Source organism: Gordonia caeni, from assembly GCF_039537105.1.
GTDB classification, from domain to species: Bacteria; Actinomycetota; Actinomycetes; order Mycobacteriales; family Mycobacteriaceae; genus Gordonia; species Gordonia caeni.
Genome location: NZ_BAAAZW010000002.1, coordinates 281,988 through 308,546, shown reverse-complemented (window position 1 = coordinate 308,546; position 26,559 = coordinate 281,988). Strand labels below are relative to the sequence as shown.

26 protein-coding genes are annotated in these 26,559 nt (G+C 69.7%); 4 read left to right on the top strand and 22 right to left on the bottom strand.

The genetic code is table 11. The annotated features are described in order from the left end of the window. Positions 1 to 23: 23 nt before the first annotated feature. From ABD732_RS04185 to ABD732_RS04145, 9 genes are all read right to left on the bottom strand, one after another. Complete coding sequence (locus ABD732_RS04185; RefSeq protein ID WP_344780895.1) at positions 24 to 551, bottom strand: hypothetical protein; 528 nt, start codon at positions 549 to 551, stop codon at positions 24 to 26. Then, the gene (locus tag ABD732_RS04180; protein ID WP_344780893.1) at positions 548 to 1,159 is read right to left on the bottom strand and encodes a hypothetical protein; all 612 of its coding nucleotides are present in this window, start codon (positions 1,157 to 1,159) and stop codon (positions 548 to 550) included. The genes ABD732_RS04185 and ABD732_RS04180 overlap by 4 nt, the downstream gene beginning before the upstream one ends. Continuing rightward, entirely contained in the window at positions 1,156 to 1,701 is a 546-nt protein-coding gene (locus ABD732_RS04175; RefSeq protein WP_344780891.1) for a hypothetical protein, read from the bottom strand. Before ABD732_RS04175 ends, ABD732_RS04180 begins: the two co-directional genes overlap by 4 nt. After that, positions 1,698 to 2,279 (bottom strand): hypothetical protein, encoded by a 582-nt coding sequence (locus ABD732_RS04170; protein WP_344780889.1) that lies wholly within the window; start codon positions 2,277 to 2,279, stop codon positions 1,698 to 1,700. Before ABD732_RS04170 ends, ABD732_RS04175 begins: the two co-directional genes overlap by 4 nt. A gap of 59 nt (positions 2,280 to 2,338) precedes the next feature. Continuing rightward, positions 2,339 to 3,211, bottom strand: a complete 873-nt coding sequence (locus tag ABD732_RS04165) for an SDR family oxidoreductase (RefSeq protein WP_344780887.1) — start codon at positions 3,209 to 3,211, stop codon at positions 2,339 to 2,341. A gap of 45 nt (positions 3,212 to 3,256) precedes the next feature. Further along, on the bottom strand, positions 3,257 to 3,847 hold the full coding sequence (locus tag ABD732_RS04160) for a TetR/AcrR family transcriptional regulator (protein ID WP_344780885.1): 591 nt from the start codon (positions 3,845 to 3,847) through the stop codon (positions 3,257 to 3,259). Further along, entirely contained in the window at positions 3,847 to 5,187 is a 1,341-nt protein-coding gene (locus ABD732_RS04155; protein WP_344780883.1) for a cytochrome P450, read from the bottom strand. Before ABD732_RS04155 ends, ABD732_RS04160 begins: the two co-directional genes overlap by 1 nt. Positions 5,188 to 5,281: 94 nt before the next feature. Next, positions 5,282 to 5,629 (bottom strand): YrdB family protein, encoded by a 348-nt coding sequence (locus ABD732_RS04150; protein WP_344780881.1) that lies wholly within the window; start codon positions 5,627 to 5,629, stop codon positions 5,282 to 5,284. A gap of 28 nt (positions 5,630 to 5,657) precedes the next feature. Next, positions 5,658 to 6,695 (bottom strand): o-succinylbenzoate synthase, encoded by a 1,038-nt coding sequence (locus tag ABD732_RS04145; RefSeq protein ID WP_344780879.1) that lies wholly within the window; start codon positions 6,693 to 6,695, stop codon positions 5,658 to 5,660. 116 nt (positions 6,696 to 6,811) lie between these two features. Between ABD732_RS04145 and ABD732_RS04140 the strand changes: the two genes are divergently transcribed. Next, a complete protein-coding gene (locus ABD732_RS04140; RefSeq protein ID WP_344780877.1) occupies positions 6,812 to 7,732 on the top strand; it encodes an oxygenase MpaB family protein in 921 nt (306 codons plus the stop codon). Between the two features lie 106 nt (positions 7,733 to 7,838). Here the strand turns inward: ABD732_RS04140 and ABD732_RS04135 are convergent, their stop codons facing one another. From ABD732_RS04135 to ABD732_RS04080, 12 genes are all read right to left on the bottom strand, one after another. Then, entirely contained in the window at positions 7,839 to 9,089 is a 1,251-nt protein-coding gene (locus ABD732_RS04135) for an arginine deiminase (RefSeq protein WP_344780876.1), read from the bottom strand. A 56-nt stretch (positions 9,090 to 9,145) separates the two neighbouring features. After that, entirely contained in the window at positions 9,146 to 9,901 is a 756-nt protein-coding gene (locus ABD732_RS04130) for an alpha/beta fold hydrolase (protein ID WP_344780874.1), read from the bottom strand. 132 nt (positions 9,902 to 10,033) lie between these two features. After that, a complete protein-coding gene (tuf, locus tag ABD732_RS04125) occupies positions 10,034 to 11,224 on the bottom strand; it encodes an elongation factor Tu (protein WP_344780872.1) in 1,191 nt (396 codons plus the stop codon). Between the two features lie 105 nt (positions 11,225 to 11,329). Continuing rightward, on the bottom strand, positions 11,330 to 13,438 hold the full coding sequence (gene fusA, locus ABD732_RS04120) for an elongation factor G (protein ID WP_344780871.1): 2,109 nt from the start codon (positions 13,436 to 13,438) through the stop codon (positions 11,330 to 11,332). A 135-nt stretch (positions 13,439 to 13,573) separates the two neighbouring features. Beyond that, the gene (rpsG, locus tag ABD732_RS04115) at positions 13,574 to 14,044 is read right to left on the bottom strand and encodes a 30S ribosomal protein S7 (RefSeq protein ID WP_344780869.1); all 471 of its coding nucleotides are present in this window, start codon (positions 14,042 to 14,044) and stop codon (positions 13,574 to 13,576) included. A 3-nt stretch (positions 14,045 to 14,047) separates the two neighbouring features. Beyond that, the gene (gene rpsL, locus ABD732_RS04110) at positions 14,048 to 14,419 is read right to left on the bottom strand and encodes a 30S ribosomal protein S12 (protein ID WP_344780867.1); all 372 of its coding nucleotides are present in this window, start codon (positions 14,417 to 14,419) and stop codon (positions 14,048 to 14,050) included. Between the two features lie 353 nt (positions 14,420 to 14,772). Further along, a complete protein-coding gene (locus ABD732_RS04105; protein ID WP_344780865.1) occupies positions 14,773 to 15,525 on the bottom strand; it encodes an anti-sigma factor in 753 nt (250 codons plus the stop codon). Further along, positions 15,518 to 16,081 (bottom strand): ECF RNA polymerase sigma factor SigK, encoded by a 564-nt coding sequence (gene sigK, locus ABD732_RS04100; protein ID WP_344781268.1) that lies wholly within the window; start codon positions 16,079 to 16,081, stop codon positions 15,518 to 15,520. The genes ABD732_RS04105 and sigK overlap by 8 nt, the downstream gene beginning before the upstream one ends. A 99-nt stretch (positions 16,082 to 16,180) precedes the next feature. Then, entirely contained in the window at positions 16,181 to 16,969 is a 789-nt protein-coding gene (locus ABD732_RS04095; RefSeq protein ID WP_344780863.1) for a DUF1295 domain-containing protein, read from the bottom strand. Then, positions 16,966 to 18,285, bottom strand: a complete 1,320-nt coding sequence (locus ABD732_RS04090; RefSeq protein WP_344780861.1) for a class I SAM-dependent methyltransferase — start codon at positions 18,283 to 18,285, stop codon at positions 16,966 to 16,968. The genes ABD732_RS04095 and ABD732_RS04090 overlap by 4 nt, the downstream gene beginning before the upstream one ends. After that, positions 18,282 to 19,043 (bottom strand): DUF1365 domain-containing protein, encoded by a 762-nt coding sequence (locus ABD732_RS04085; protein WP_344780859.1) that lies wholly within the window; start codon positions 19,041 to 19,043, stop codon positions 18,282 to 18,284. Before ABD732_RS04085 ends, ABD732_RS04090 begins: the two co-directional genes overlap by 4 nt. Beyond that, positions 19,040 to 20,365, bottom strand: coding sequence for an NAD(P)/FAD-dependent oxidoreductase (locus ABD732_RS04080; RefSeq protein WP_344780857.1), 1,326 nt, complete (start codon positions 20,363 to 20,365; stop codon positions 19,040 to 19,042). Before ABD732_RS04080 ends, ABD732_RS04085 begins: the two co-directional genes overlap by 4 nt. Before the next feature lie 81 nt (positions 20,366 to 20,446). Between ABD732_RS04080 and ABD732_RS04075 the strand changes: the two genes are divergently transcribed. Further along, positions 20,447 to 21,694 (top strand): CynX/NimT family MFS transporter, encoded by a 1,248-nt coding sequence (locus tag ABD732_RS04075; protein WP_344780855.1) that lies wholly within the window; start codon positions 20,447 to 20,449, stop codon positions 21,692 to 21,694. Here ABD732_RS04075 and ABD732_RS04070 read toward each other — a convergent pair whose 3' ends face one another. Then, on the bottom strand, positions 21,695 to 22,819 hold the full coding sequence (locus ABD732_RS04070; protein WP_344780853.1) for a glycerate kinase: 1,125 nt from the start codon (positions 22,817 to 22,819) through the stop codon (positions 21,695 to 21,697). 372 nt (positions 22,820 to 23,191) lie between these two features. Here ABD732_RS04070 and ABD732_RS04065 point away from each other — a divergent pair, with 372 nt between their 5' ends. Beyond that, a complete protein-coding gene (locus tag ABD732_RS04065) occupies positions 23,192 to 24,811 on the top strand; it encodes a helix-turn-helix domain-containing protein (protein WP_344780851.1) in 1,620 nt (539 codons plus the stop codon). 234 nt (positions 24,812 to 25,045) lie between these two features. Further along, positions 25,046 to 26,542, top strand: coding sequence for an aldehyde dehydrogenase family protein (locus tag ABD732_RS04060; protein ID WP_344780849.1), 1,497 nt, complete (start codon positions 25,046 to 25,048; stop codon positions 26,540 to 26,542). The last annotated feature ends 17 nt before the right edge of the window (positions 26,543 to 26,559 follow it).

Genomic DNA, 26,559 nt, shown 5'->3' with positions numbered 1-26,559 from the left:
TCCTACGACCCACGGCCGCGAGCTCACTGAGGCGACACGGGCTCCAGGTGCGCCAGCAGCCACCGGCCGTCGACCTTCGTCATCGTCGCCCAGCGGGAGACGCCGACCCGCTCGGGGGCGCCGCCCTGGTCGCCGACCGAGATCAGTTGGTCGACGAAGACCAGGGTCCGGGCCCGGCCGTCGGTCATCTCGGCCACGCCCACGTCGAGCACGGTCCCGGTCATGGTGATCTTCGAGGCCGTCGCTCCCGTGAAGACCACGTCCGGTCCGCGGCCCAGATAGTCGGCGGCCAGCGCACCGGAGAGCCGTTCGGCCACGGCGGCACGATCGGCGGCCTCGTCGGTCGGCGCGAAGGTCATCAACTCGCCTACCGCCGCCGCAGTCGCCTCCTCCACCGCGATCCGGTCGCTCTCGCGTTGCTGGCCCCCTCCCCGCAGCGCGAAGGTTCCGGCGACCACGGCGACCACCACCGCGATCGCCACGAGCACCGCCCACCCCCGGACGAAACGCCGGTCCGCGGGCACCCGGAGCCGCCGGCGCGAGCCGGTCACGAGACCCGCTCCGTGTCCTGCACCAGCCAGCGCTCCCCGGAGGGGATCATCAGCACCCGCACCGTGACTCGGTCGGTACCGGGCGCACCGCCGACCAGCTCGGGGGCACTGGCCTGCGCCACCACCAGCACCGGGATCGCCTCGCCTTCGCGCGGCTGGGTACCCGCCGAGATCACCTGCCCGGTGCTGGGTGCACCGAATCCGGCGACCGCCGTGCGCAGCTCCGCGCGCGCCGCGGACAGCCGGTCCCGCTGGGCGCCCGTGCTGAGCGCCAGCACCCGGTCCAGGTAGGCGCCCGGGTCGGCGGGGTCGGCCGACAGCATGCTGGTGACGGCGGCGGCCGCCCCCGTGCGGGCCGCCTCGTCGTCGTCGATCGCCCGCTGGTCGGCCGCTCGGGCGGCCAACGACCATGCCGCGAGACCAGCCACGATCGCGGCGACCAGCACGGCCGCCACCACTGCCAGGCGCACGCCCGCACGCCGGCGGCGGGCCTGCTTCCGCAGCCCCGGCGCCGCGTCGATCCGGGCCAGACGCTCCTCGCGGACGGCGGCCCGATACCGCTCGCGGGCCGCGGTCAGCCGCTTCTGCTCCTGGTCGGGTGAGGTCATTGCAGCTCGTCCAGGGTGCTCAGCAGCCAGCGTCCGTCCTCGCGCACGAAGTCGGCGGTGACGGTCTTGGTGTCGGCGTCGGGTTCGCGGTCCTCGTGCGTGACGACGACGTTCGCCACCACCAGCGCGGTTCCGGAATCCTCTTGGGCGGCGGTCACTCCGACGGACACCGGTTCCCAGCGCACCGCCCGCACCCCCGCCGGCGCCGGTGCGGACAGGCCGGTGGCCGCCGACGACGCGAGGGACCCGGTCACCAGGGAGCGCGCGTGCTCGCGGTCGGCCTGCCACGTGGCGGCCTCGGCGGAGAATACTTCGGCGATCATCCGGCCCGCGTCGGCCTCCAGCTGTGCGGCGGTGGCCACGCGGGCGGTGATCGGTGCACGCCACGCCTGGGCGAGCGCCAGGCAGGTCAGTGCCACCGCCACCAGCGCGGCAGTCCCGATGAGTCGGGCCGTCGCACCGCGCGGACTCATCGGACGTTCCAGGCGGCGGGCGAGGCGCCGTCGGCGGGTGGGCGCAGAGCTCTTGGTGGTCTGGGTCATGGCAGGAAGGTCACCCCCGACAGTTTCAGGACGCCGTCTTCGGGTTCGGTGACCACCCGCAGCCGCAGCTGCCGGTTCCGGCCTTCGACGGCGCCGGCGTTCACCGACATCCGCGCCGCGATCAGGACCACTCCACGGTCGCCGTCGCGGCTGGCCAGTGCCGCACCGTCGATCCGGGCGTCGCCGGTGCTGCCCTGCTCCTCGACGAACCGGGTGTAGGCCTCCGCAGACTGGGCGAAGGAGTCATAGAACTCCCCGGTCGCTCCGGCCAGGATCGCGCGGGCACGACCGTCGTCACCCGCATCAGCGGTCAGCAGCAGCTCCACTCGCTCGCTCGCGGCATCGACCAGCTGCTGATCGGAGTAGGCCGGGGTGCGCTCGACCGCCTGCCACACCACCACCCCCGCACCGACCAGGACCAGGACGGCCGTCACCGCGAGGACCGTCCGCGCGCTGATGGAAAGCCGCTGGGTCACACCGGCGCTCACCTCGGCGTCGGTCAGGTCGTCGCGGGCCCGATCGCGGGCGGCACGGGCGATGCGCCACCGCCGCACCGCCTGATCCGCTCTGCTGGCCACGAGTAGACCCTAGTGGCCCGGGCGGGAAAACTCTCGCGGGCCGCCGCCGGGCGTCTTCGTCAGCGCCCGATCCGGGCGTCGTAGTCGGCGCGGGCCGCCGAGTCGGGGTTCAAGAAGATGGTGTCGGTCTTGGTCAGGTGCCGCAACCTCTGTTTGAGCCGGTGCGGCAGAACGGTGTTGACGGCGACCCAGCCCATCGAGCGCGGGGCGGCCACCCGCACCCGCGGGCGGGCGATCACCCCCACCACCTCGGCGGCCACCTGCTCCGGTTGCACGGTGGAGACCAGCGCATTGGTCTGCAGCCCGTCGACCAGTCCGGTCTCGGTGAAGGTCGGCAGCACCGTGGAGACCCGGATCCCGTGCGGGGCCAGTTCGGCGTCGAGGGCTTCGGAGAATTCGATGACGCCCGCTTTGGCGCCGTTGTAGACGGTCAGCCCGGGATTGGGCAGCCGCCCGGCCACCGAGGCGATGTTGACGATCTGGCCGCCGCGGCCGCCGACCATCCGGCGGGCCGCGGCCTGGCTGCCGAGCATGACGCCCACCAGGTCGATGCCGACCGTCCGCCGGATCAGCGCCTCGCTGTAGTCCAGGAACGGCCCCACCGGCATGATGCCGGCGTTGTTGATCAGCACGTCGACCGGACCGATGCGCCGTTCCACCTCGTCCAGGAAGGCCTCGAACGATGCCGTGTCGGTGACGTCGAGCTCGATGCCTTCCACACCCAGATCGGCGGCGGCCTTGCCGACCGCCTCGGCGTCGATGTCGCCGATCGCCACGCGGGCGCCCGCGGCCAGCAGCTGGGTCGCGGTCTCGAATCCGATGCCGCGGGCACCGCCGGTGATCGCGACCACCTTGCCGGTCAGCGCCGCTCGGATCTGCACCAGACGGCGGTCGGCGCGGCGGCGCGCCAGCGCGGTGACGGACGACTGCATGGGTGGACTCCTCAGTGGACCAGGAACGAGCAGAACAGAACGGCGTCAGTAGACCATCGGCGCCAGGAAGGTGGCGGCCAGAGAGCGCACCGCCTCGGGGGTGCGCTGAGCTTCATCCGAGCTCGGCAGCTCCAGGTAGGAGATCACCAGGCGCACATGGATCTCCACGGCGCGGCGCAACTCTTCGTCGGGCATCGTCGCCCCCGCGGTCCGCAGCGAACCGGCGACGCGATCGGTGACCATGTCGATGAACATGGCGCTCATCGAGGCGGTGAGCGTCCGGATCTCGGCGTCGTCGATCACCATGCGGTGCAACAGCGGGTCGGCGTCGATCATGGCGGCGCCGTGTGCGAAGGCCTCGACCACCGCGGCAGCGGGCTCCAGACCCGCCACCGCCCCTTCCAGTTCGGTCATCCCACGCTCGAAGGCCTCGTTGGCCAGTGCGATCAGCAGGTTCTCCTTGCTGGGGAACCGCCGGTACAGCGTCGAACGGCTGACGCCCGCGGCCCGCGCGATGGCATCCATGTTCGCTTGGCGCACACCGACATCGGTGAATTCGATCGCCGCGGCGTCGAGGATCGCCGTCTCCTGCTGCTCCGGTGACGTGGTGACGCGGGTCTTGCGCATACCCGCCATCAGCGTCGCACCAAGGTCACCGGCAGCTTGTCCTTGGGTACCGGAAGTGCACTGTAGTCCATGGGAAGACGGTAGCCCGCGGGCACGAACCATTCGTAGTCGCGGAGCAGGTTGTGCATGATCGTCTTGATCTCCATCTGCCCGAAGTACAGGCCGATGCACTTGTGCACGCCTCCCCCGAACGGCATCCAGGCCATCCGGTGCCCCTTGTCCTCGGCGCGTTCGGGCGAGAACCGGTCGGGGTCGAAGGTGTCCGGATCGGTGAAGTAGGCCGGATCGCGGTGGTTGGCCATCTGCGGGATCACCACCATGGTGCCTTCGGGGATGTAGTGCCCCAGGACCTGCGTGTCCTTGATGGCCATGCGCGGCTGCGCCGGCACCGGCGGGCACATGCGCAGCGATTCCTTCATCACCGAGTCCAGGACCGTCATCTCCCCGAGGTCGTCGTAGGTCAGGGTGGGCCCCAGATCCATAGACTGGGCTCGCGCGGCCGCCTGCCACTTGGGGTGCTCGGCCATGCGGTAGGCCATCTGCGTCATGGTGATGGTGGAGGTGTCGTGCGCGGCCATCAGCACGAAGATCATGTGGTTGACCACGTCCTCGTCGGTGAAGGTGTCACCGTCGTCGCTTTCGGCGTGGCACAGCACCGAGAACAGGTCCGGGGTCTCCGTGGCACGCTTGGCGTCGATGTGCTCGTAGAAGAACTCCTCGAGGATCTTGCGCGAGCGGATTCCCTTCCACCATCGGCCGCCGGGCACAGGCTTGCGTACCAGGGCCACGCCCGCACGCACGGTTTCGATGAAGGCCTTGTTGAGCCGGTCGGCCTCGTCCTTCGACAGTTCCATGCCGAGGAAGATCTCGAGAGCGACGTCGAGCGTCAGTTCCTTGAACTGCTCGAACAGCTTCACCTGTCCGGTGGGGAACTTCGCGACCCGGTCGATGATGACCGGCTGCATCTCTTCGAAGTAGCCGTGCAACTTCTTGGGCGCGAAGGCCTGCTGCATGATGTGCCGGTGGTGGCGGTGCTCGTCGAAGTCGAGCAGCATGATGCCGCGATTGAAGAAGGGGCCGATGAAGTAGCTCCACGCCGGCGCATTCGCGAAGGCGCGATCCTTGTTCATCAGGATCTCGCTCGCCGCGGCGGCGCCGCGCGCGGTCACCATCCGCGCGCCGAGGGCGTTCATCGCGAAGATCTCCCCGTACTGTTCGCGGCGGCGGTCGGCGAACTCGAACGGGTCACGGCGCATCGACAGCACTTCGAGCACTCCGTTGCGCTGGCTGACGGGGACTGCGCGCAGATCACTGCCGGATTCCGGCTGCGCGAACACGGGCGTGGCCATGACTACTCCTGAGGTCGGTAGACCGCGTGTGAAGCGGCTCACCACCATTGGAACAGATTTATCCTTTTGTTTCTAGTCCCTGCGCGACAGCGGATCAGCGATGAAAGGGGCCGACGTAGAGCAGGACCGTGTTGACCACGACGATCGCCGCGACCGGTATCCAGATCGCCGGCCGCACCAGCGTGGCGAACGCCGCCACCCCCGCCGTCAGAATCGCCAAGCGCAGGATCACTTCCAGAGCCAGGACGTGCACCGGAGCGTTCGGCGCCACGAACAGCCCCCACAGCAGGGCCGCGACGCCGACCGCCAGCACCACCCAGGCGCAGCGGCCGAGGGCCGATTCGCCCTGCCGCCACGCCCAGACGCCGAGCGAGACGAAGACCAGCAGTTCCACCAGGAACGCCAGGACGTCGTTGGCCGTGATGTCGTCGACCGCGTTCATGACGGACCGCCTTCGAAGTGAACGAGTCTCAGCGCGTCATCAAGATGGCGTGGCAGCGGCGCAGCCGGTCCTCCCACCAGGCGGTGCGCTCGGGCGAGGCCAGCGGCAGTTCGTCGTCGGGCTGAATCAGCCGCGGACGCACGCTGCCGTGACGAGGCACGAACGACGGGGCCACGTCGCGCTCGAAGAGGACGCCGGTGCCCAGGCCGCAGGCGTGGTCGAGCATCGGCAGGGCCGCGGCCGCCGATACCGACGCGGCCATCCCCACCGCGGTGTCGAGGGCACTGGAGATCACGACGTCGAGCTTGAGTGCGGTGTTGAGGGCGAGGACCTTGCGCATGCCGCCGAGCGGCGCCACCTTCAGGACCGCGATGTCGGCAGCGTCGGCCTGTGCCACCAGCAGCGGGTCCTCGGCCTTTCGGATGGACTCGTCGGCGGCGATCGGGACGCCGACCACGCGGCGCACGGCCGCGAGCTCCTTGATGGTGGCGCACGGCTGCTCCACGTATTCCACGTCACCGATCGCGGCGATCGCCTCGATGGCGGTCGGCACGTCCCAGGCGCCGTTGGCGTCGATCCGCACGGTCGGGATCACCTCGCGCACGGCGGCGACGCGCTGGACGTCGTCGTCCAGACTCTGCCCCGGCTCGGCCACCTTCACCTTGGCGGTGGTGGCCCCCGGGAAGCGGGCGAGGATCTCGCCGACCTGATCGGCCGGCACGGCGGGGACGGTCGCGTTGACCGGGACGGTGTCGCGCACCGCCGGCGGCGGCCCCTGCCAGGCGGCCTCCACTCCGGCGGCGAGCCAGTTGGCGGCTTCGACGTCGTCGTACTCGACGAACGGCGCGAACTCGCCCCAGCCCTTGAGACCGCGGAAGATCATCGCCTCGCGGATCGTGATTCCACGGAAGCGGGTGCGCATCGGCAGCGCGACCACCTGTGCGTGTTCCAGGATCACATCGACCGGCGGCAACTGCGGTTTGCTCGACCGGACCACGAAGGTCGGCATCTCGCCGTGCTTGCTGGGGATCGCGAAGGGATTGTTGGCGCCGGGCTGGTAGACCATGCACCGAGCCTACCGAGTCCGGTTCACCGCGCCGGAGCAACGCGAGCGGACCAAGACGACGATCCGCTTTGACACAAATGTTTCACTTTGTTCCAACTACGCGCTACTCTGTGCCCATGACGACCGACTTCTCCACCGGTGTGCGCGAAGCCGAACCGAGCATCGTCGACGAGATCGACATCGACGCGCTCGAGTTGCGGCTCGGCACCGACTCGCTGCTCTGGAAGTTCGCCGGCGACAGCCGCATGGTCCTGGGGTTCCAGCGCCTGGCCGGCACCGAGAACTGCATCGAGCAGCTGGCGCAGGGCGTCGAAGACCATTCGATCATCTTCACCGACTTCTTGGGCCGCGCCCGCCGCACCGGTCCCCCGGTGATGCGCACGATCTACTCCGACGACCCGTACGCCTGGGGACACCGGGTGCGCGACTTCCACCGCGACATCAAAGGCACCATCTCCGACGGCTCGCGCTATCACGCTCTCAACCCGGAGCTCTTCTACTGGGCGCACGCCACCTTCGTCGACCAGGTCCTGTACATCACCGACACGTTCATCCGGCGACTGTCGTACGACGAGAAGGTCCAGATCTTCGAGGAGAGCAAGATCTGGTACCAGCTCTACGGCGTCAGCGCCCGCAGCCAACCGCAGACCTACGACGAGTTCTGCGAGTACTGGCAGTCGATGTGCGACAAGTTCGTCCCGACCCGGACCATCCTCTACGCCACCGGCTACCTGCGGAAGGGGCTGCCCGGCCCCCGACAGATACCGCAACCGCTGTGGCGCGTGCTGTCGGCGCCCTTGAACGCCGCGCTGCGCACCGTAGTCATCGGCACCCTGCCACCCGAGATGCGCGAAGTGTGCGACCTCGACTGGACCCCGAAGAAGCAGCGTCGCTTCGACCGGTTCGCAGGCTTCATGCGGACGGTCAACCCACTGGTCAACCGGCTTCCGCTGCGGGTGCTGTACGTGCCGTGGGCCTTCGAGGGGTGGGTCCGCACCGGCGGCGATCCGCGAAAGCTCTACAACCGTCCGGCCTGACCCCGATTCCGCACACCGACTTCGGCCGGCAGCGCACCGACTTCGGATATGCACATTCGGCAGTATGCGCACATCCGAAGTGGGTGTGCCGGAGTCGGATCGCTCGTCAGTCCGGCAGCGGGTCCCTGCTGATCGGGCAGGTCATGCAGTGTCCGCCGCCGCGTCCGCGGCCCAGTTCGGCGCCTACGATCTCGATCACCTCGACGCCCTGCTCACGCAGCAGCGCATTGGTGTGGGTGTTGCGGTCGTAGGCGAACACGACCCCCGGGGATACGGCGACCAGATTGTTGCCGCTGTCCCATTGCTGACGCTCCGAGGCGTACTCGCTGCCGCCGGCCTCCACCACGCGCAGCCGGTCCAGGCCCAGCGCCGCGCGCACCACGTCGACGAAGTGGCCCGGTTCCTCGATCACCACCAGCCCGGGAGCCGCCTCCGAGGGCAGCAGGGTGAACGGGCGGATCTGGTCGACGATCTTCGGATACACGGTCACCAGGTCGCGGTCGGCGAAGGTGAACACGGTGTCCAAGTGCATCGCCGACCGCAGCTTGGGCAGTCCGGCGACGATCACGCGGCGGGCCTGACCGGATTCGAACAACCTCAGCGCCACCTGGGTGATGGCCTGCCGGGAGGTCCGCTCGCTCATCCCGATCAGGACCACGCCGTTCCCGGCAACCAGGACGTCGCCGCCCTCGAGAGTGGCCGACCCCCACTGCCGTTCCGGATCGCCCCACCACACGCGCGACCCCACGAAGTCGGGATGAAACGAGTAGACGGCCTTCATCAGCAGCGTCTCGTCGTGCCGGGCCGGCCAGTACAGCGGATTCAGCGTCACCCCACCGTAGATCCAGCAGGTGGTGTCGCGGGTGTAGAGCGTGTTCGGCAGCGGCGGCATCAGGTACTCGTTGCCGCCCCAGGAGTCTTGCGCCAGCGCCAGATAGCCGGGCCGCAGCTCCGTCGGCAGGTCGCGTGCCGACATGCCGCCGATCAACAGTTCGGCCAGCTCGTCCGGGACCAGCTGATCCAGATAGTCCCGGGTCGCCGGGACCAGACCGACCCCCACCTCATTGGCGACGATCTTGCGATCGAGCAACCAGGCGCGAGCCTCCGGCAGCGCCATCGTCTCTGCCAGCAGCTCATGCAGTTCCACCACCTCGACCCCGAACGCCGTCAGCTTCGCGACGAAGTCGGCATGATCACGCCGGGCGCTGCGCACCCACAGCACGTCGTCGAACAGCAGATTCGCCGCGTTCGACGGGGTGAGTCGTTCGTGTGCCAGGCCGGGCGAGCAGACCAGGACCTTCCGCAGCCGTCCCACTTCGGAGTGGACGCCGTAGGCCTGCGCGGGGAACTCGCTCATGGCTACAGAACCTAGACCTGTCGGCCGGTCACCGCGCGCCGATCCGCTCCGTGCGGTCAGCTGTTCAGGTGGCGGTGCAGCACCTGGTCGAACTCAGTGGGCCGGTCGCGGTGCACGCTGTGACTCGAGTCGATGGTGACGAACTCCCCGTTCGGCAGCGCCTGCGCCACGCGCCGCAGGTGCCGCGGCGGCAGGAAGCTACGGTCCCCACCGGAGACGACGACGGCCGGGGCGGTCAGCCCGGAGAGCCGAGTCCACCACTCGCACTCCGTGCGATCGAACTGGCCTGCCACCTCGTCGGGCAGCGCGCGGTCGTACCGGACGTACGGTAGCGGGTTGGTCACCAGCGCGCGGATGCCACGGAAGCGGTCACCCAGGCCGGTGAACGCCGGCACGATCCGCTCGGCCAGATCGTCGTCGTTCTCCGGCATCGGCGGCGGCTCCTCCAGGACCATCCGGCGCACCCGCTCGGGCTGCGCCATCGCCATTCGCAGCGCCGAGTGCGCCCCGAGCGAATGCGCGACCACGTCCACCCGCGGCACGGCGAGCTCGTCGAGTACCGCGGACAGATCTCCGGCGAAATCGTCGAGAGCGTATCGCTCGGCGTGCTGACTGCGGCCGTGCCCGCGCAGGTCGACGGCGATCACCGACCGTCCCGCGCCGCCGAGCGTGCGGATCACGCGCTTCCACGACGTGTGGTCGCCGCCCATTCCGTGGACCAGCAGCACCGGCGGAACGTCGGACGTGCGCACGATGTTGACCGCTGTCACCGCCAGGTCTGGGTGCTCTCGCCCGCGCCGGATCACTTTCACGCGCACCACTCTAATCGCCGCGGGACGCACAGAGCGATGCAGAAGGCCCGCCCCGGCGGACCGGAGCGGGCCTTCTGACTTTCGACGAACTCAAGGAGCAGCGGTGCCACTCAAGGAGCTAGTCGAAACAGATCACTTGATGATCTTGGTGACGCGGCCGGCACCAACGGTGCGGCCACCCTCGCGGATAGCGAAGCGCAGGCCCTCGTCCATGGCGACCGGCTGGATGAGCTTGACGGTCATCTCCGTGTTGTCGCCCGGCATGACCATCTCGGTGCCCTCGGGGAGGGTCACGACGCCGGTCACGTCCGTGGTGCGGAAGTAGAACTGCGGACGGTAGTTGTTGAAGAACGGGGTGTGACGGCCACCCTCGTCCTTCGACAGGATGTACGCCTGGCCCTCGAACTCGGTGTGCGGGGTGGTGGTACCCGGCTTCACCACGACCTGGCCGCGCTCCACGTCCTCACGCTTGAGGCCGCGCAGCAGCAGACCGGCGTTGTCGCCGGCCTGAGCCGAATCGAGCAGCTTGTGGAACATCTCGATGCCGGTGACGATGGTCTTGGTCGACCCCTCGCGGATACCGACGATCTCGACCTCGGCGTTGACGTTGATCTCGCCACGCTCCACACGACCGGTGACCACGGTGCCGCGGCCGGTGATCGTGAAGACGTCCTCGACGGGCATCAGGAACGGCTTGTCGGTCTCGCGGACCGGGTCCGGCACCGACTCGTCGACAGCAGCCATCAGCTTCTGCACCGACTCGACCCACTTCGGGTCGCCCTCGAGCGCCTTCAGAGCCGAGATCGGCACGACCGGGGCGTCCTCGTCGAACTCCTGGGCGGCCAGCAGTTCGCGGACCTCCATCTCGACGAGCTCCATGATCTCCTCATCGTCGACCATGTCGGCCTTGTTGAGTGCGACCAGGATGTAAGGCACACCGACCTGGCGAGCCAGCAGCACGTGCTCGCGGGTCTGCGGCATCGGGCCATCGGTAGCAGCAACCACCAGGATCGCGCCGTCCATCTGGGCGGCACCGGTGATCATGTTCTTGATGTAGTCAGCGTGACCAGGAGCGTCGACGTGGGCGTAGTGACGCTTCTCGGTCTGGTACTCGACGTGGGAGATGTTGATCGTGATACCACGAGCCTTCTCCTCCGGCGCCTTGTCGATCTGATCGAAAGCGAAGCTCTCGTTCAGGTCGGGGTACTGGTCAGCCAGCACCTTGGTAATGGCCGCCGTCGTGGTGGTCTTGCCGTGGTCGACGTGACCGATGGTGCCGATGTTCACGTGCGGCTTGGTCCGCTCGAACTTCGCCTTCGCCACTTGTGTCCTCCTGGACTCAGGTCTGCCGGGGCGTTCCCGGCAGAGGTGGATTTACAGTTTATTGCGCCGGAGCGCGTGCCGCACAGGCGGGCGGGGAGTAGTGGTCTACTCGCCCGTCGCCTTAGCGATGATCTCCTTCGCCACGTTCGCCGGAACCTCAGCGTACGAGTCGAAAACCATGGAGTAGTTTGCCCGGCCCTGAGTCTTCGACCGAAGGTCTCCGATGTAGCCGAACATCTCCGACAGCGGCACCGCGGCCTTCACGACGCGTGCACCGCTGCGCTCCTCCATGGCCTGGATCTGGCCACGGCGGGAGTTCAGGTCGCCGATGACGTCACCCATGTAGTCCTCCGGAGTCGTGACCTCGACGGCCATGATCGGCTCCAGAATGACCGGGCTGGCCATGCGCGCAGACTCCTTCAGAGCCTGCGAACCAGCGATCTTGAAGGCCATCTCCGAGGAGTCGACGTCGTGGTACTGACCGTCGAGCAGAGTGACCTTCAGGTTGACCAGCGGGTAGCCGGCCAAGACGCCGTACTGCATCGCGTCCTGCGCACCGGCATCCACCGAGGGGATGTACTCGCGCGGGACACGACCGCCGGTGACGGCGTTTTTGAACTCGTAGGTCGCGCCCTCTTCTTCGGGGTCGACCAGCGGCTCAAGCTTGATGATGACCTTGGCGAACTGGCCCGAGCCACCCGTCTGCTTCTTGTGGGTGAACTCGTGCTTCTCGACGGTCTTGCGGATCGTCTCGCGGTAAGCCACCTGCGGCTTGCCCACGTTCGCCTCGACCTTGAACTCACGCTTCATGCGATCGACCAGGATGTCGAGGTGGAGCTCGCCCATGCCGCCGATGACGGTCTGGCCGGTCTCGTCGTCGAGGTTCACCGAGAACGTCGGATCCTCTTCGGCGAGCTTCTGGATCGCGGTGCCCAGCTTCTCCTGGTCCGACTTGGTCTTCGGCTCGATGGAGACCTCGATGACCGGGGCCGGGAAGCTCATCGACTCCAGGACGATCGGGTTCTGCGAGTCACAGAGGGTGTCGCCGGTCGTGGTGTCCTTGAGGCCGATCATCGCGTAGATGTGGCCGGCCACCGCGTTGTCGACCGGGTTCTCCTTGTTGGCGTGCATCTGGAAGAGCTTGCCGATGCGCTCCTTCTTGCCCTTGGTCGCATTGAGGACCTGGGTGCCCGGATCGACCTTGCCCGAGTAGACGCGGACGAAGGTCAGCTTGCCGAAGAACGGGTGCGCCGCGATCTTGAACGCCAGCGCCGAGAACGGCTCGTCCTTGCTCGGCTTGCGGGTGAGGACCTCTTCCTCGTTGTTCGGGGCGTGGCCCTCGATCTCACCGATGTCCAGCGGGTTCGGCAGGTAGTCGATCACGGCGTCGAGCATGGGCTGGATGCCCTTGTTCTTGAACGCCGTGCCGCACAGCACCGGGTAGATCTCGGAGTTGATGGTCATCTTGCGAATCGCACCCTTGATCTCCTCGATCGTGAGCTCCTCGCCGGAGAAGTACTTCTCCATGAGGGCCTCGTCCGACTCGGCGACCGTCTCCAGCAGCTTCTCGCGGTACTCCGCGGCGCGCTCCTGCAGGTCGGCCGGGATCTCGGTGATCTGCGGCTCGGCACCGATGTCGACGACGCCCGGCCACAGCAGGGCCCGCATCTCGACCAGGTCGACGACGCCGTCGAAGGCATCCTCGGCACCGATCGGGAGCTGCATCACCAGCGGCTTGGCACCGAGACGGTCGATGATCGTCTGCACGGTGTAGTAGAAGTCCGCGCCCATCTTGTCCATCTTGTTGACGAAGCAGATGCGGGGGACGTCGTACTTGGTGGCCTGGCGCCAGACCTGCTCGGACTGGGGCTCGACGCCTTCCTTGCCGTCGAAGACGGCGACCGCGCCGTCGAGCACGCGGAGGGCGCGCTCGACCTCCACGGTGAAGTCGACGTGACCGGGGGTGTCGATGACGTTGATCTGGTTGTCGTCCCAGAAGCAGGTCACGGCGGCGGAGGTGATGGTGATACCACGCTCCTTCTCCTGCTCCATCCAGTCGGTGGTCGATGCACCGTCGTGGGTCTCACCGATCTTGTAGTTCACACCCGTGTAGTAGAGGATGCGCTCGGTGGTGGTGGTCTTACCGGCATCGATGTGCGCCATGATGCCGATGTTGCGGACCTTCGTGAGGTCGTTCAGCACTTCCTGTGCCATGTGATTCCCTTCGGGGAGTCTGCGGATTCAAAAGTCTGCGGATTCAAGACTGTGGAGCCGGTCGGCGGGGTCCCCGTCGCCGGCCGGTGGACCGCTGCGCGGGGCCGATCGGCCGATCAGCCCCGCGCAGGGCGGTCACCAGCGGTAGTGCGCGAACGCCCGGTTGGCTTCGGCCATCTTGTGGGTGTCCTCGCGGCGCTTCACCGAAGCACCGAGGCCGTTGGAGGCGTCGAGCACCTCGTTGGCCAGCCGCTCGACCATGGTCTTCTCGCGGCGCTGCCGGCTGAAGGTGACCAGCCAGCGCAGCGCCAGAGTGTTGGCGCGGCCGGGCTTGACCTCGATCGGCACCTGGTAGGTGGCGCCACCGACGCGACGGCTCTTCACCTCGAGGGTGGGCTTGACGTTGTCCAGGGCACGCTTGAGCGTGATCACCGGATCGGTACCGGTCTTCTCACGGGTGTTCTCGAGGGCCTGGTAGACGATGCGCTCGGCGGTCGACTTCTTGCCGTCCAGCAGAATCTTGTTCACCAGCTGGGTGACCAGGGTGGAACCGTAGACCGGGTCCTGGATCAGCGGGCGCTTGGGAGCGGGTCCTTTACGTGGCATGACTTAGTTCCCCTTCTTGGCGCCGTAACGGCTGCGAGCCTGCTTGCGGTCCTTGACACCCTGGGTGTCGAGGGAGCCGCGGATGATGCGGTAGCGGACACCGGGAAGGTCCTTCACACGGCCGCCGCGCACGAGCACCATCGAGTGCTCCTGCAGGTTGTGGCCCTCACCCGGGATGTAAGCGGTGACCTCGATGCCACTGGTCAGGCGCACACGGGCGACCTTCCGCAGGGCAGAGTTCGGCTTCTTCGGGGTGGTGGTGTACACGCGGGTGCACACGCCGCGGCGCTGCGGGCTGCCCTTCAGGGCTGCGGTCTTCTTGATCGAAGCCTTGTTCTTGCGGCCCTTGCGGACCAGCTGATTAATAGTTGGCACTGAGTTCTTTCTCCTCATGACCGGCGCTCGCCGATCTTGTTGTCTGTCGCGGTTTGTGCTCCGGGCAGGCCACTCGTTTCCGCACACGGCGGTGTCGAGCAACTTCCGCAACTCGCCCCACCAGAACATTCATCCTGGTCAGTGGGTTATCGTTCACCCGAGGTCGGGCGTGTCGTAGCAGGTACGACACGGTGACGACTTCTCCCCCACCCGCAGACTGCGTCCGATTTTGGGCGGGCGGCACCCAGCAGGCTGGACACCGACGACCCACTCTACAGCCCTGATTTCGACAGGTCAAAATGCTTGACAAGGCCGAAATCCAGGTCGGCGCCGGCCCGGTCCGGTGGGCCGATTCACGGCCGGAGCGGCAGCTCGGCGATCGGCTCGGAGATCATCCGCTCCGGCTCGTCCGCGTCACCGACGGTGAACGCGACACTCGTGGCGTCGCCGAGGTCGTCGACGACCGCCGTGGTGGACGTTCCCACGTCGTTCGGCGTCATCACTCCACCCAGCCGTGGACCGTCGGGGCCGACCAGCCACAGCTGATACACGGTCCCCTGCTCGGGCGGCGGGACGTCGTTCATCACCAGCACCCCGGCCCGTTCGGTGGACGAATAGGTCACCGAGGCCTGCCCGGTGGCGACCGGGCCGCTGACCGTGCGCACGTCGGGTGCGGCGAAGACCTTGTCCGAGGTGCTCTGCCCCGGTTCGCCCGGCCGGTCCGAGACGGCGTAGCCGACCAGCCCGCCGCCGATCCCCACCACGACGGCGACCGCGGCCGCCGCGGCGGCCCAGCGCCAGCGTGACCGCCCCGTCGATCCGCCGTCCCGGGCGGCGCCCTGCGCGTCGTCCTGCTCGGCGTGCCGGAGGACCGTGTCCCGCAGTCCGGCCGGCGGCGGGGTCGCCGTGAGGTCGCTGAGCTGCGCCATGGATTCGCGCGCCGCGGCGACCTCGGCGGCGAACTCGTCGCGGGTGTGGTCGTCGGTCGCCGCGAGCAACCGCAGCACGCGCCGCCGATCGACCTCGGGCAGGGCGTCGATCGCCATCAGGGGCGCCATCGCGAGCAGGTCGGCGGCCTCGCCGGCGCCGTCGATATCGTCAGCCACCGTCCAAACACCCCCTCAACCGCTTCAATCCGTCCCGGATACGGCTCTTCACCGTGGGCAGCGCCACCGCGAGCCGGTCGGCGACCTCGCTGTAGGTGAGACCTTCGTAGTACGCCAGCCCGACGGCCTCGGCCTGCCGTTCGGTGAGCCTGCCGAGGCACCGGCGCACCAGTCCGGCGGCCTCGCGGTCGGCGACCTCCTCGCCCACCTCGTCGATCAGCGCGGTGACCTGTCGGGCGCCGTAGGTGAGGTCTCGCCGGGTGGCCGCGGTCTCCGCGCGCACCCGGTCGACGGCCCGCCGGTGCGCGATGGCGATCAGCCAGGCGATCGGCGATCCCTCCGTGCGCCGGTAGGCGGCGGCCTCGCGCCAGACCTGGAGGTACACCTCCTGCGTCGTCTCCTCGCTGTAGCCGCGATCGCGGAGCACCCGCAGCACCATGCCGAAGACCCGCGCGCCGGTCCGGTCGTAGAACTCGGCGTACGCGGCGGCGTCCGAGCGCGCGATTCGTTCGAGCAGCGCAGCCAGCTCCGCCGGCTCGGTGTCGCGTGTCGGCATCAGCGCCGGATTCTCGATCGCATCGATCTCCAGCGTAATCGGCGGACGCCGGCGCGTCCGCAAAGCTCCGGGCACCGGTCTGGCCTCCTCGGTCGCCGCTCAGGCGCGCCGGGGCGGGCGCGGGACGAAGTAGGAGGTCCGGCGTTGGTACTCGCGGTAGCCCGGGCGCTGCGCCATCATTCGCTCGAGCCGGCGCGCCCCCGTCGCGTACACCAGGAAATAGGTCATCGCGATCGGGGACAGCACGGTCAGCGCCGCGTAACCGCCCGTGGCGGCCATCAGCCACACGCCCCACCAGACGCAGGCGTCGCCGAAGTAGTTCGGATGCCGCGTCCACGCCCACAGGCCGGTGTCGAGGACCGGCCCGCGCCCGGGGTCACGCCGATAGGACCGCAGTTGTGCGTCGCCGACCGCCTCGAAGACCATTCCGGTCAGACAACCGGCCAGTCCCAGCGCGAACACCGCCCACGTCCATCCGGACGGACCGCCTTCCACGGCGGCGACGATCAGCGGCAGCCCGACCCACAGCTGCGACAGCCCCTGGAGCCCGAAGACCTTGCCGCCCACGGTGAGCAGTCCCGGCTGCGGGCCGAGATAGTCCCGGTAGCGGGGATCCTCGCCGCGGCCGCGCGTCTTACCGGCCATGTGCCAGCTGAGCCGGAGACCCCACACGCCGACGACCAGTGCGAGGACCACCCGCCGGACCGGATCTCCGCCGCCGAGCACCAGGGCGAGTACCGCGATCCCGGCCAGCCCGAGGCCCCACGAGACGTCGACGACGTTGTAGCGCCCGATCCGGTGGCCGACGGCGAAGGCGACCCCCTGCAGCACGACGATCCACAGCGTCGCGGCGGCCGCGATCAGCACGACCCCGCTCACGCCGGTCATGGTCGCACCTGCTTACCGAACGTCAGCTGCCGCACGTCCAGGTACCCGGACCGGAACCCCGCCTCCGAGTAGGCCAGGTACAGGTCCCACATCCGCATGAAGGTCCCGTCGAAGCCGAGGTCGGCCACCCGCCGCCGATTCGCGGCGAACCGCTGCCGCCACAGCGCGAGCGTGGCGGCGTAGTGCCGGCCGAAGGAGAGCTCGTCGTGCACCCGCAGGCCGGTGTCGCGCTGCGCCGCGGCCCGCAGCGCCTGGACCGACGGCAGCTGACCGCCGGGGAAGATGTACTTGTGCACCCAGGTGTAGGTGCCCGCCGAGGCCAGCATGCGCTCGTGCGGCATGGTGATCGCCTGGATCGCCGCCCGTCCGCCCGGCACCAAAAGACGGTCGATCGTCTGGAAGTAGGTCTCCCAGTACTCGCGCCCGACGGCCTCGATCATCTCGACCGAGACGACGGCGTCGTACCGCCCGCGCACCTCGCGGTAGTCCAGGAGATCGATCCGCACCCGCTCCCCGAGTCCGGCGGCGCACACGCGCCGCCACGCCAGCTCGCGCTGCTCACTCGACAGCGTGATCGAGTGGACCTGTGCGCCTCGTGCGGCGGCGCGCAGGCAGAGTTCGCCCCATCCGGTGCCGATCTCCAGCAGCCGGGTCCCCGGCCCCACCCCCGCCTGGTCCAGCAGCCGGTCGATCTTGACCCGCTGCGCATCGGCCAGGTCGGCGAAGCTCGCCTGCGCCGCGTGCCGGTCGGAGGCGAACAGGCCGCTCGAGTAGGTGAGGGTCTCGTCGAGGAACACGGCGAACAGGTCGTTGGAGAGGTCGTAGTGCCGCGCGATGTTGGACCGGGTGTTGCCGACCGAGTTCTCCTCGTCGTCGGGATGGCCGGGCAGCACCAGTGCCCGCAGGCGCTGCAGCGACGGCGGGACCAGCCGGGCGATCCGGGCGGCGAAGGGCTCGAGCACTCCGACCAGATCGTCGGCGTGCCACTCGCCCGCCATGTACGACTCGCCGAAGCCGATCAGTCCGGACGTCCCGATCCGGCGCGCGAGGGCCGTCGGGTCGGTGATGATCATGCGCGGGCGCTCGCCGTCGCCGCCGGCGGCGGCCGTGCCGCGACCGGGCCGGTGAATCGCGATCGGCAGGTCCGCCGTGGCGCGCCGGAAGAGGGCATGCGCCACCGCGCCCCGCAGGCGTGCCGCCGACGACGACGGCACCGCGGCCACATCGGGCCAGCGCTGGGGGTCCACGCCCGCGCGGGTCTGGGGTTCGGCGGTGTCGAGGTCGGTGGTGTCGAGTTCGGTGGTGTCGAGGGTCATCGGTCGGCCTTTCGGGGGTGAGTGGCGGGACGAGTGGCGGGGCGGGGAACCACGGGCAGGCCGCGGGCCCAGAGGCCGATGCCGTGCAGGCGGATCCGCAGGGCGACGAGCCAGGGGGCCAGCGGGGCACGGACCTGCGCCCGCAGTACGGCGGGCAACGTCGCGGGCCGGCTGCGGCCGACCAGCGTCGCGGTGAACGGCTCGGCGCCGGGGCGGTCGAGGGTCACGGCGATCGCCACGCGGCCGTCCGGACCGGGCTCGGGCACGCGCAACCGGTAGTCGCCGATGACGTCGTGGAACGGCGACACGTAGAACTCTTTGGCCGCCGTCGCCCGGCCCGCCGGGTCGGGATGGAGCACATAGCAGTGCCGGCCGCCGTAGGTGTTGTGCACCTCGGCGACCACGCAGCCGAGGGAGCCGTCCGGGGCGTGGCACCAGAAGACGCTGAGCGGGTTGAAGACGTAGCCGGCGACCCGCGGGGCCAGCAGGGCGGTCACGCGGCCGCCCGGAACCGGCTCTCCGGCTGCGCGCAGCGACTCCTCGAGCCGGCTGCGCAGGGTCTCCCCCGGTGTCCCCGGCTGGGGGAAGTGGTCTTCGGCAGCGAAGCGCGCGAGCCAGCCGAGACCTCGCGGAAGGCGCGGCGGCGCCCCCGCATCGATCAGCCACCACACGCCGTCGTGGGCGAAGCCGTACCGCAGGGGCGATCTCCGCAGGTGTCCCACTCGCGCGTACACCAATCGCGCCGGCCGGCCCGTCATGCGTGCACCTCGCTCGCCGACACGGCCGGGTCGCCGGCGCGCCAGCGACCGCCGAAACGCGATCCGGCGCGCGCACCGGCCGCCGCCCCGTCCTCGTGAAAGCCCCAGCCGTGGTAGGCCCCGGCGAAGGCGAGGCGATCGGTGTCGATCGCGCCGAGCGACTGCTGGGCCGTCACCGACCCGGTGTCGTAGACGGGATGCGAGTAGTGCATCTCCGCGAGCACCGCCGGCTGGGCGACCAGGTCGGTCCGGCCCATCGTCACCAGGATCCGGTGATCGCGACGGGGCAGACGCATGAGCCGGGTCAGGTCGTAGGTCACGGCCACCTCGCCGCCGTCGTCCCGGATCTGGTAGTTCCAGGAGGCCCGTGCGCGCCGCGCGTGCGGCAGCAGCGAGGTATCGGTGTGCACCACCGCATGCTTGGACCGGTAGCCAATGGCGGTCAGGACCCGACGCTGGGCGGCGGTCGGCGCGGCCAGCAGATCCAGCGCCTGCCGCGGATGGGTGGCGATCACCGCCGCGGCGAAGGAGTCGGCGCGCCCGCCGGCCCGCACCGTCACCTCGCCGGCCTTCTCGGTCACCAGGTCCACCGGTTCGCCGATGCGCAGGCTGCCGCCCGATAGTGTGACACCGGCGGCGACGGCCTCGACATAGGTGCGCGAGCCGCCGGTCACGGTCCGCCAGGTCGGTGAACCGAACACCGACAGCATCCCGTGGTGGTCGAGAAAGGTGAACAGATACCGCGCGGGATACTGCGCGGCCGTCTGCGCGTCGCACGACCACACGGCGGCGACCAGCGGCAGCAGGAAGTTGTCCACCAGGTAGTCCGACAGCCGTTCGCGGCGGATGAAGCGGTGCAGCGGCTCGTCGTCCCCGGGCGACTGGAGCAGCGCGCGGGCCGCGCGGTGGAACCGTCTGATCTCGCCGAGCATCCACAGGTAGCGGCCGTGCCGCACCGTCCGCCAGCTCGGGAACAGCCCGCCGACCCCGAGTGCCCCGGCGTATTCGAGTCCGGAACTCTCGGACCGGACCGACATCGACATGTCGGTCTCCTGGGTGGCGACCCCCAGTTCGGCGAACAACCGCAGCAGCGTCGGATAGGTGCGGTCGTTGTGCACGATGAACCCGGTGTCGACCGCGACGGCGTCACCCTCCGGTGTCGTCACCTCCTGGGTGTGCGCGTGGCCGCCGAGGCGGGTATCGGCTTCGAACAGGGTGACGGTGTGCCGCTCCGAGAGCAGGTGGGCCGCTGTGAGACCGGCCACCCCGCTCCCGATCACGGCGACCGAGGAGTCGGGCGGAAGAGCGTTCGATGTGTTCACACCCGGTATTCGGAGCGGACCCGGGATCGGATGGGTACCGCCGCCGAAGCTGACTGGCCGGTACCGCCGCCGGGTGCCACCATGGCTGGGGTGTCCAACTACCTGACCTCGCTCGTGCAGCCCACGCTCCGCGACTCCGGCCGCCGCGGAAAGCTTCTCGTCCTCGCGGCGATCGTGATCTTCTCGCTGTCGCTGCGGTCGGCGGTCACCTCGCTCACCCCGCTGCTGGGCCGGATCTCCGACGACCTGGACTTCGGGCACGCGGTCACCGGCGTCCTGGGCATGCTGCCGACGCTGCTGTTCGGCATCGCGGGTCTGGTGGGCCCGGGGCTGGGCCGCCGTCTCGGCCTGGAGATCGCGACGCTGGGCGCCGTCGTGATCACCGTGCTCGGCACGAGCCTGCGGGCAGTCGCCAACGACGCCGCGACGCTGGTGGTGCTGTCGGGCGTGGCCCTGTTCGGCATGGGACTGGGTAACATCCTGATCCCGCCGCTGGTGAAGCGCTACTTCGGCAACCGGATCGCCGCCGTCTCCACCCTTTACATCCTCTCCGTCCAGCTGGGCACCACGGTGCCGGCCGCGGTCGCGGTCCCGCTGGCCGACGCCGCGGGCTGGCGGGTCTCGCTGGCCGTGTGGGCGCTGATCCCGCTGATGGCGGTGCTGCCCTGGATCGGCGTGGTGCGCCAGCGGCGCAGGCACGTGGCCGACGGCGCCGACGACGTCTCCCCGCCGCGGCTGCCGGTGTGGCGCTCGCCGATCTCGTGGGGCCTGATGCTGATGTTCGGCATGACCTCGCTGATGACCTATTCGCTGTTCACCTGGATCCCGGAGGTGCTCACCGATGCCGGGGGCAGCGAATCCCTGGGCGGCGTGGCCGTCGCCGCCTTCTCCGGCATCGGCTTCCTGGCGACCTTCGTCGCCCCGTGGCTGTGCATCCGCTTCGCCAATCCGTTCGGCTTCGTCGCCCTCTTCGCCGCCTGCATGCTGGCGGGCCTGGCAGGCCTGCGCTGGGCGCCGCTGGACGGGACCATGGCGTGGGTCCTGCTGACCGGTATCGGCGTGAGCTCGTTCCCCATGTCGCTGACCCTGATCAACGTGCGTACCCGGACCAGCGCCGGCTCGGCCTCGCTGTCGGGCTTCGGACAGGGCGTCGGCTATCTGGTCGCCTGCGCCGGACCGCTGCTCTTCGGCATCCTGCACGACGCGACCGGCGACTGGGACGCGCCGTTCCTCATGTTGGTGGTGGCCTGCCTGCTGATGCTGGCCGGCGGATGGGTGATCTGCCGGCCGCGCTTTCTGGAAGACACCCTCCGTTCGGACCCCGCCTGATCAGTCGTCACTGACGCCGGCCGCGATCTGCGCGGCGGCCGCACGGGCGTACCGGAGGGGCCGGAGCCGGGCGGCCTCCGCCGATCCGGCGACCTCGCTCAGCGAGATGCCGAGGTCGGGGACGGGTGCCGCGAGCTGGCCGGCGATCACCACTGTGCGGACCGCGTGCGCCCGGCACAGTTCCAGCACGGTACCGACCAGTTTCCCGGTCTCGGAGGTGGCATCGAATCGGCCTTCGCCGGTGATCACCAGGTCGGCGTCGCGCACCGCGGCGGTCAATCGGCTCAGTTCGTTGATGCGCTGTGCGCCCGGCACCAGGGCGCCGCCCCATGCGCGCAAGGCGAAGCCGACGCCGCCGGCGGCCCCGGCGCCCGGCTCGTCGGCGGCGATGCCACGGGCCGGGCCGACGACTGCGGCGAAACCACTGACGAGCTCGTCGAGTTCGGCGCGCATCACGGCATCCGCGCCCTTCTGGGCGCCGAAGGTGTGAGCGGCCCCCGTGGGGCCGGTCAGCGGGGCCAAGGTGTCGGTGAGAACCTCGACCCCGCCCGGGGGAAGGGACCGGGCCCTTTCGGAGGCTACGTCGGTGATCCGCGCGAGGTCGCCGGCGGTGCGGGGGTCGACCGGGTCTCCCCGCCCGTCGAAGAACTCGAAGCCCAGTGCGGCCAGGACGCCGGCGCCGGCATCGGTCGACGCCGACCCCCCGAGCCCGATCACCAGGCCCTGCACGCCGTGGTCGAGCGCCGCCGCGATCACCTCCCCGAGGCCCCGCGAGGTAGCGCCCGCCGGATCCAGGTCGGTCATCATCGGCAGCCCGCTGGACTCGGCGAGTTCGGCCACCCCGATCCCACCGGGCAGTTCCAGCCATCGCGCACTGACCGGCCGATGGTCCGGGCCGCAGACGTCGGCGACGGTGTGCCATCGCGCGCCCTCGGTGGCGACGGCGAGCGCATCGAGGGTGCCCTCGCCGCCGTCTGCCTGCGGCAGCAACGTCACCCGATCGACTGGTCGCACATGCCGCCACCCCTCGGCGAGGGCCCCGGCGACGGCTCCCGCATCGGCGGTGCCCTTGAACGAATCGGGGGCGACGATCACCCTGAGTGCGGTCTGCGGGCCAGGGTGCATGCCGGTCACTCCTGTCTTCACTGGGAACTGCGCGCACGGGGAACTGTGCTCGCCGCAAAGAACAGTGTCAGGCGATCGAAGTGAAAGTGTCCAGAATCCGGACAGTTCACCTCTTGTTCCCGATGCGAGCATTGGTTCTACACAGGTGATCGAGCCCCACTCACCCACATAGACCGCACTTCGCAGCGCTGCCGCTCGCGCGCTCCGGAGTGTTCACAAGCCCACCGGCCGTCATCCCCCGACTCGGCCGGTGGGCTTGTTCCATTCCAGACCGACCGGTACCGATTATTGGGACGATCGCTGAGGTCACGCCTGGATCCGGGCCCGCCACCCCCCTCGCCACGACCGGGTAATCCGTGTCACAGTTGAGGGGTGACCACTCGGCTGCCCCAACGATCGGTAATCGCGGCATCCTGGCAGCGCGCCCGATCGTCCGGTTTGGAGCCCACCGACCGCCCCGACCCCGTACTCACCGACGTCTCGTCCGCCGACCCGTTGCTGGACGCGGCCCGTCCGGTGCTGGCCCGCGCCGCCGAGACCCTGAACGGCACGCCGACCGCACTGCTGCTCGTGGACCACCAGAGCCGGATGGTGGCCCGCGTCTCCGCCGATGCCACGCTGGAACGCCGGCTCGCCGACGCCGGCGCGGTCTCCGGGGCGGCCTTCCACGAGGGCGCCATGGGCACCACTGCGCTGGGCACCACCGCCGAGGTGCGGGGCGACGTGGTGATCAACGGTGCCGAGCACTACCTGGAGCAGTTCCGTTCGCTGAGCTGTTTCGGGCAGCCGATCATCCACCCGTCCACCCGCCGCGTCGCCGGCATCCTGTGCATGACACAGGTCAGCGCCCACCTCAATCCGCTGTCGGTGCCGCTGGTGCGCGGCGTGGTGAACGACATCGCCGAACGGCTGCTGTCGCGGTCGCACTCCGACCACCGCCTGGTGATCGCCGCCTTCGAGCAGGCCGCCGAGCGCCGGGACACCGCGGTGGCCGCCATCGGCGACGACCTCCAGCTCTCCAACGCGCTCGCCGCCCAGCTGCTGGCGCCCGCCGACTTCGGGACGCTGCGTCTGCTGGTGGAACAGGACGACCGGCCGCCGGCGATCACCCTGGTCTCCGGCGTGGTGGTCGACGTCCACGCCGACCGGGTTCCCACCGTGGCGCATGCCGCCGTCTTTCGGCTGCGCCCGCGTCTGGAGGACCTGCCGCCGGCCGAGCTGATCCATACCCCGCCACCGGCCGCGCAGACCGCCACCACCGTCGCGATCTGCGGTGAACCCGGCACCGGGCGCAGCACCCGCGCCTTCCAGGTGGTGCCGCGGGATGCCGCGACCGTCGTCGACGTGCCCGGTGCACTCCTGGACGGCACCCCGCTGGATCTGGCGGCGACGCTGCGGCTGGCCCGCGGCCGCGGACAGGGAGTGGTGATCGACGGCGCCGACCTGCTCGACGACCATGCCCTGCGCCTGCTGCAGACCGCGATCGGCGCACGCACCCCCGCGGAGCCGCCGATCGTGATCGTGACCGGGCCGGCCGACTCGCTGTCGCCGAGCGCCTCCGCGCTCATCGCCCGCTGCCGGCGGCGCACCACGATGCCCCCGCTGCGCCAGCGCACCACCGAACTGGCCGCGCTCGGGCAGCAGCTGCTGCACTCGCGCGAACCGAAGTTCGAGCTCGGCACCGATGCCGCCGACGCCCTGGTGTCCCAGGAGTGGCCCGGCAATCTGGCCGAACTGGCGATGGTCCTCGGCGAGGCCGCCGACAACGCTCAGTCGCGCGGCAGCCGGACCGTCGACGTGGCCGACCTGCCTGACGGCTACCGCAGCTCCTCACGCGCGTCCCGGCTGCTCGGTCTGGAGCAGGCAGAGCGCCTGGCGATTGTGGAGGCGCTGGAGACCGCCGGCGGCAACAAGAGCAACGCCGCCAAGAGCCTCGGCATCAGCCGCACCACGCTGTACGCCCGAATCCGCGCCCTCGGTATCCGCAGCTGACCTGAGCCGATGATCCCGCCCTGGAGCCCCGGACCCGGGACTCCCTGCGGCCCACGCGCACCGCCGCTCCCCCGCCCCAGCGCCGAGTGTGCAGCGGTGTCCACGCCTCGTGTCCAGTTTCCGGACAGATGACCGGCCCTCTCGCATGCGAGAAATGACATACGCCACTCAGTGGCGCGGATCACACGATGAATCGCTCTCCCTGTCCCCCGACAGGCCACCCAGGAGGATGTCATGACCACCACCTTGAACCCGGCGCTGCTGCCCGCAGTGGCCGACTTCGTCTCCCGCGACCGGCAGCTGCTGATCGGCGGCGCCTGGGTCGACGCCGCCTCCGGCGAGACCTTCGAGACTCGCGACCCGGCCACCGGCGACCTGATCACCCGGGTCGCCAAGGGCGACGCCACCGACATCGACCGTGCGGTGGCTGCCGCCCGCGCCGCCTACGAAGGCCCGTGGTCGCGGATGAAGCCCAACGAGCGTGAACGGCTGATCTGGCGCGTCGGCGACATCCTCTCCGAGCGCGCGGAGATCTTCGGCCAGCTCGAGGCCCTCGACAACGGCAAGTCCGTCTCGATCGCCACCGCGGTGGACGTCGGCTGGTCCGCCGACGTCTGGCGGTACAACGCCGGGCTGGCCACCAAGATCAGCGGCTCGTCGATCACCCCGTCCATGCCGTTCGCCCCCGACGGCCAGTTCCACGCGTACACCCGCCGCCAGTCGCTGGGCGTCTGCGGCCAGATCATCCCGTGGAACTTCCCGATCCTGATGGCCACCTGGAAGCTGGCACCGGCGCTGGCCGCCGGCAACACGGTGGTCCTCAAGCCCGCCGAGCAGACCCCGCTGAGCGCCCTCCTGCTCGGCGAGGTGTTCGAAGAGGCGGGCTTCCCGCCCGGCGTGGTCAACATCGTCACCGGCTTCGGCGACGCCGGCGCCGCCCTGTCCGCGCACATGGACGTCGACAAGGTGGCCTTCACCGGGTCCACCGAGGTGGGCAAGAAGATCGTGCAGGCGGCCACCGGCAACCTGAAGAAGGTCTCGCTGGAACTGGGTGGCAAAAGCCCGAACATCATCTACGCCGACGCCGACCTGGAGGCCGCGGTGGCCGGCTCGGTGGCCGCGTGGATGTTCAACCACGGCCAGTGCTGCGTCGCCGGCACCCGCATGTTCGTGCAGCGGGAGATCTTCGACGACTTCACCCAGGCCGTCGCCGACGCCGCCGCGCAGGCCAAGATCGGCCCCGGCCTTGATCCGGCGACCGAACTGGGCCCGCTGGTGTCCCAGGAGCAGTTCGACCGCGTCAGCGGCTACATCGAGCAGGGCCTGTCGGCCGGCGCCCGCGCCCTCACCGGCGGCAAGCGCTGGGGCGAGCAGGGCTACTTCATCGAGCCGACCGTGTTCGTCGACGTCGAGCCCAGCTACTCGATCGTCGAAGAGGAGATCTTCGGACCCGTCGTGGCGGCTCTGCCGTTCGACGGCGAGGAGGACGTCGCGCGCGCCGCGAACGATTCGATCTACGGCCTGGCCGCCGGTATCTGGACCAAGGACCTCTCCAAAGCCCATCGCACCGCGGCCGCGGTGAACGCGGGCTCGGTCTGGGTGAACCAGTACAACGGCTTCGACACCGCGCTGCCCTTCGGCGGCTTCAAGCAGTCGGGCTGGGGCCGTGAACTCGGCGACTCCGCCGTCGACCTCTACACGCAGGTCAAGTCCGTCAACATCGCGCTCTGAGCCGCTGCCCAGACCGC

Excerpts from the sequence above, each read along its gene's own strand:
- ABD732_RS04160 (WP_344780885.1), bottom strand. The coding sequence starts at position 3,847 with ATGGCGGGTATGCGCAAGACCCGCGTCACCACGTCACCGGAGCAGCAG.
- ABD732_RS04085 (WP_344780859.1), bottom strand. The coding sequence starts at position 19,043 with ATGACGGGCCGGCCGGCGCGATTGGTGTACGCGCGAGTGGGACACCTG.
- ABD732_RS04135 (WP_344780876.1), bottom strand. The coding sequence starts at position 9,089 with ATGAGCGAGTTCCCCGCGCAGGCCTACGGCGTCCACTCCGAAGTGGGA.
- ABD732_RS04180 (WP_344780893.1), bottom strand. The coding sequence starts at position 1,159 with ATGACCTCACCCGACCAGGAGCAGAAGCGGCTGACCGCGGCCCGCGAG.
- ABD732_RS04175 (WP_344780891.1), bottom strand. The coding sequence starts at position 1,701 with ATGACCCAGACCACCAAGAGCTCTGCGCCCACCCGCCGACGGCGCCTC.
- sigK (WP_344781268.1), bottom strand. The coding sequence starts at position 16,081 with ATGCCGACACGCGACACCGAGCCGGCGGAGCTGGCTGCGCTGCTCGAA.
- ABD732_RS04075 (WP_344780855.1), top strand. The coding sequence starts at position 20,447 with ATGGCTGGGGTGTCCAACTACCTGACCTCGCTCGTGCAGCCCACGCTC.
- fusA (WP_344780871.1), bottom strand. The coding sequence starts at position 13,438 with ATGGCACAGGAAGTGCTGAACGACCTCACGAAGGTCCGCAACATCGGC.
- ABD732_RS04150 (WP_344780881.1), bottom strand. The coding sequence starts at position 5,629 with ATGAACGCGGTCGACGACATCACGGCCAACGACGTCCTGGCGTTCCTG.
- ABD732_RS04070 (WP_344780853.1), bottom strand. The coding sequence starts at position 22,819 with ATGCACCCTGGCCCGCAGACCGCACTCAGGGTGATCGTCGCCCCCGAT.
- ABD732_RS04145 (WP_344780879.1), bottom strand. The coding sequence starts at position 6,695 with ATGGTCTACCAGCCCGGCGCCAACAATCCCTTCGCGATCCCCAGCAAG.
- ABD732_RS04155 (WP_344780883.1), bottom strand. The coding sequence starts at position 5,187 with ATGGCCACGCCCGTGTTCGCGCAGCCGGAATCCGGCAGTGATCTGCGC.
- ABD732_RS04165 (WP_344780887.1), bottom strand. The coding sequence starts at position 3,211 with ATGCAGTCGTCCGTCACCGCGCTGGCGCGCCGCCGCGCCGACCGCCGT.
- ABD732_RS04060 (WP_344780849.1), top strand. The coding sequence starts at position 25,046 with ATGACCACCACCTTGAACCCGGCGCTGCTGCCCGCAGTGGCCGACTTC.
- ABD732_RS04140 (WP_344780877.1), top strand. The coding sequence starts at position 6,812 with ATGACGACCGACTTCTCCACCGGTGTGCGCGAAGCCGAACCGAGCATC.
- rpsG (WP_344780869.1), bottom strand. The coding sequence starts at position 14,044 with ATGCCACGTAAAGGACCCGCTCCCAAGCGCCCGCTGATCCAGGACCCG.
- ABD732_RS04090 (WP_344780861.1), bottom strand. The coding sequence starts at position 18,285 with ATGACCCTCGACACCACCGAACTCGACACCACCGACCTCGACACCGCC.
- ABD732_RS04095 (WP_344780863.1), bottom strand. The coding sequence starts at position 16,969 with ATGACCGGCGTGAGCGGGGTCGTGCTGATCGCGGCCGCCGCGACGCTG.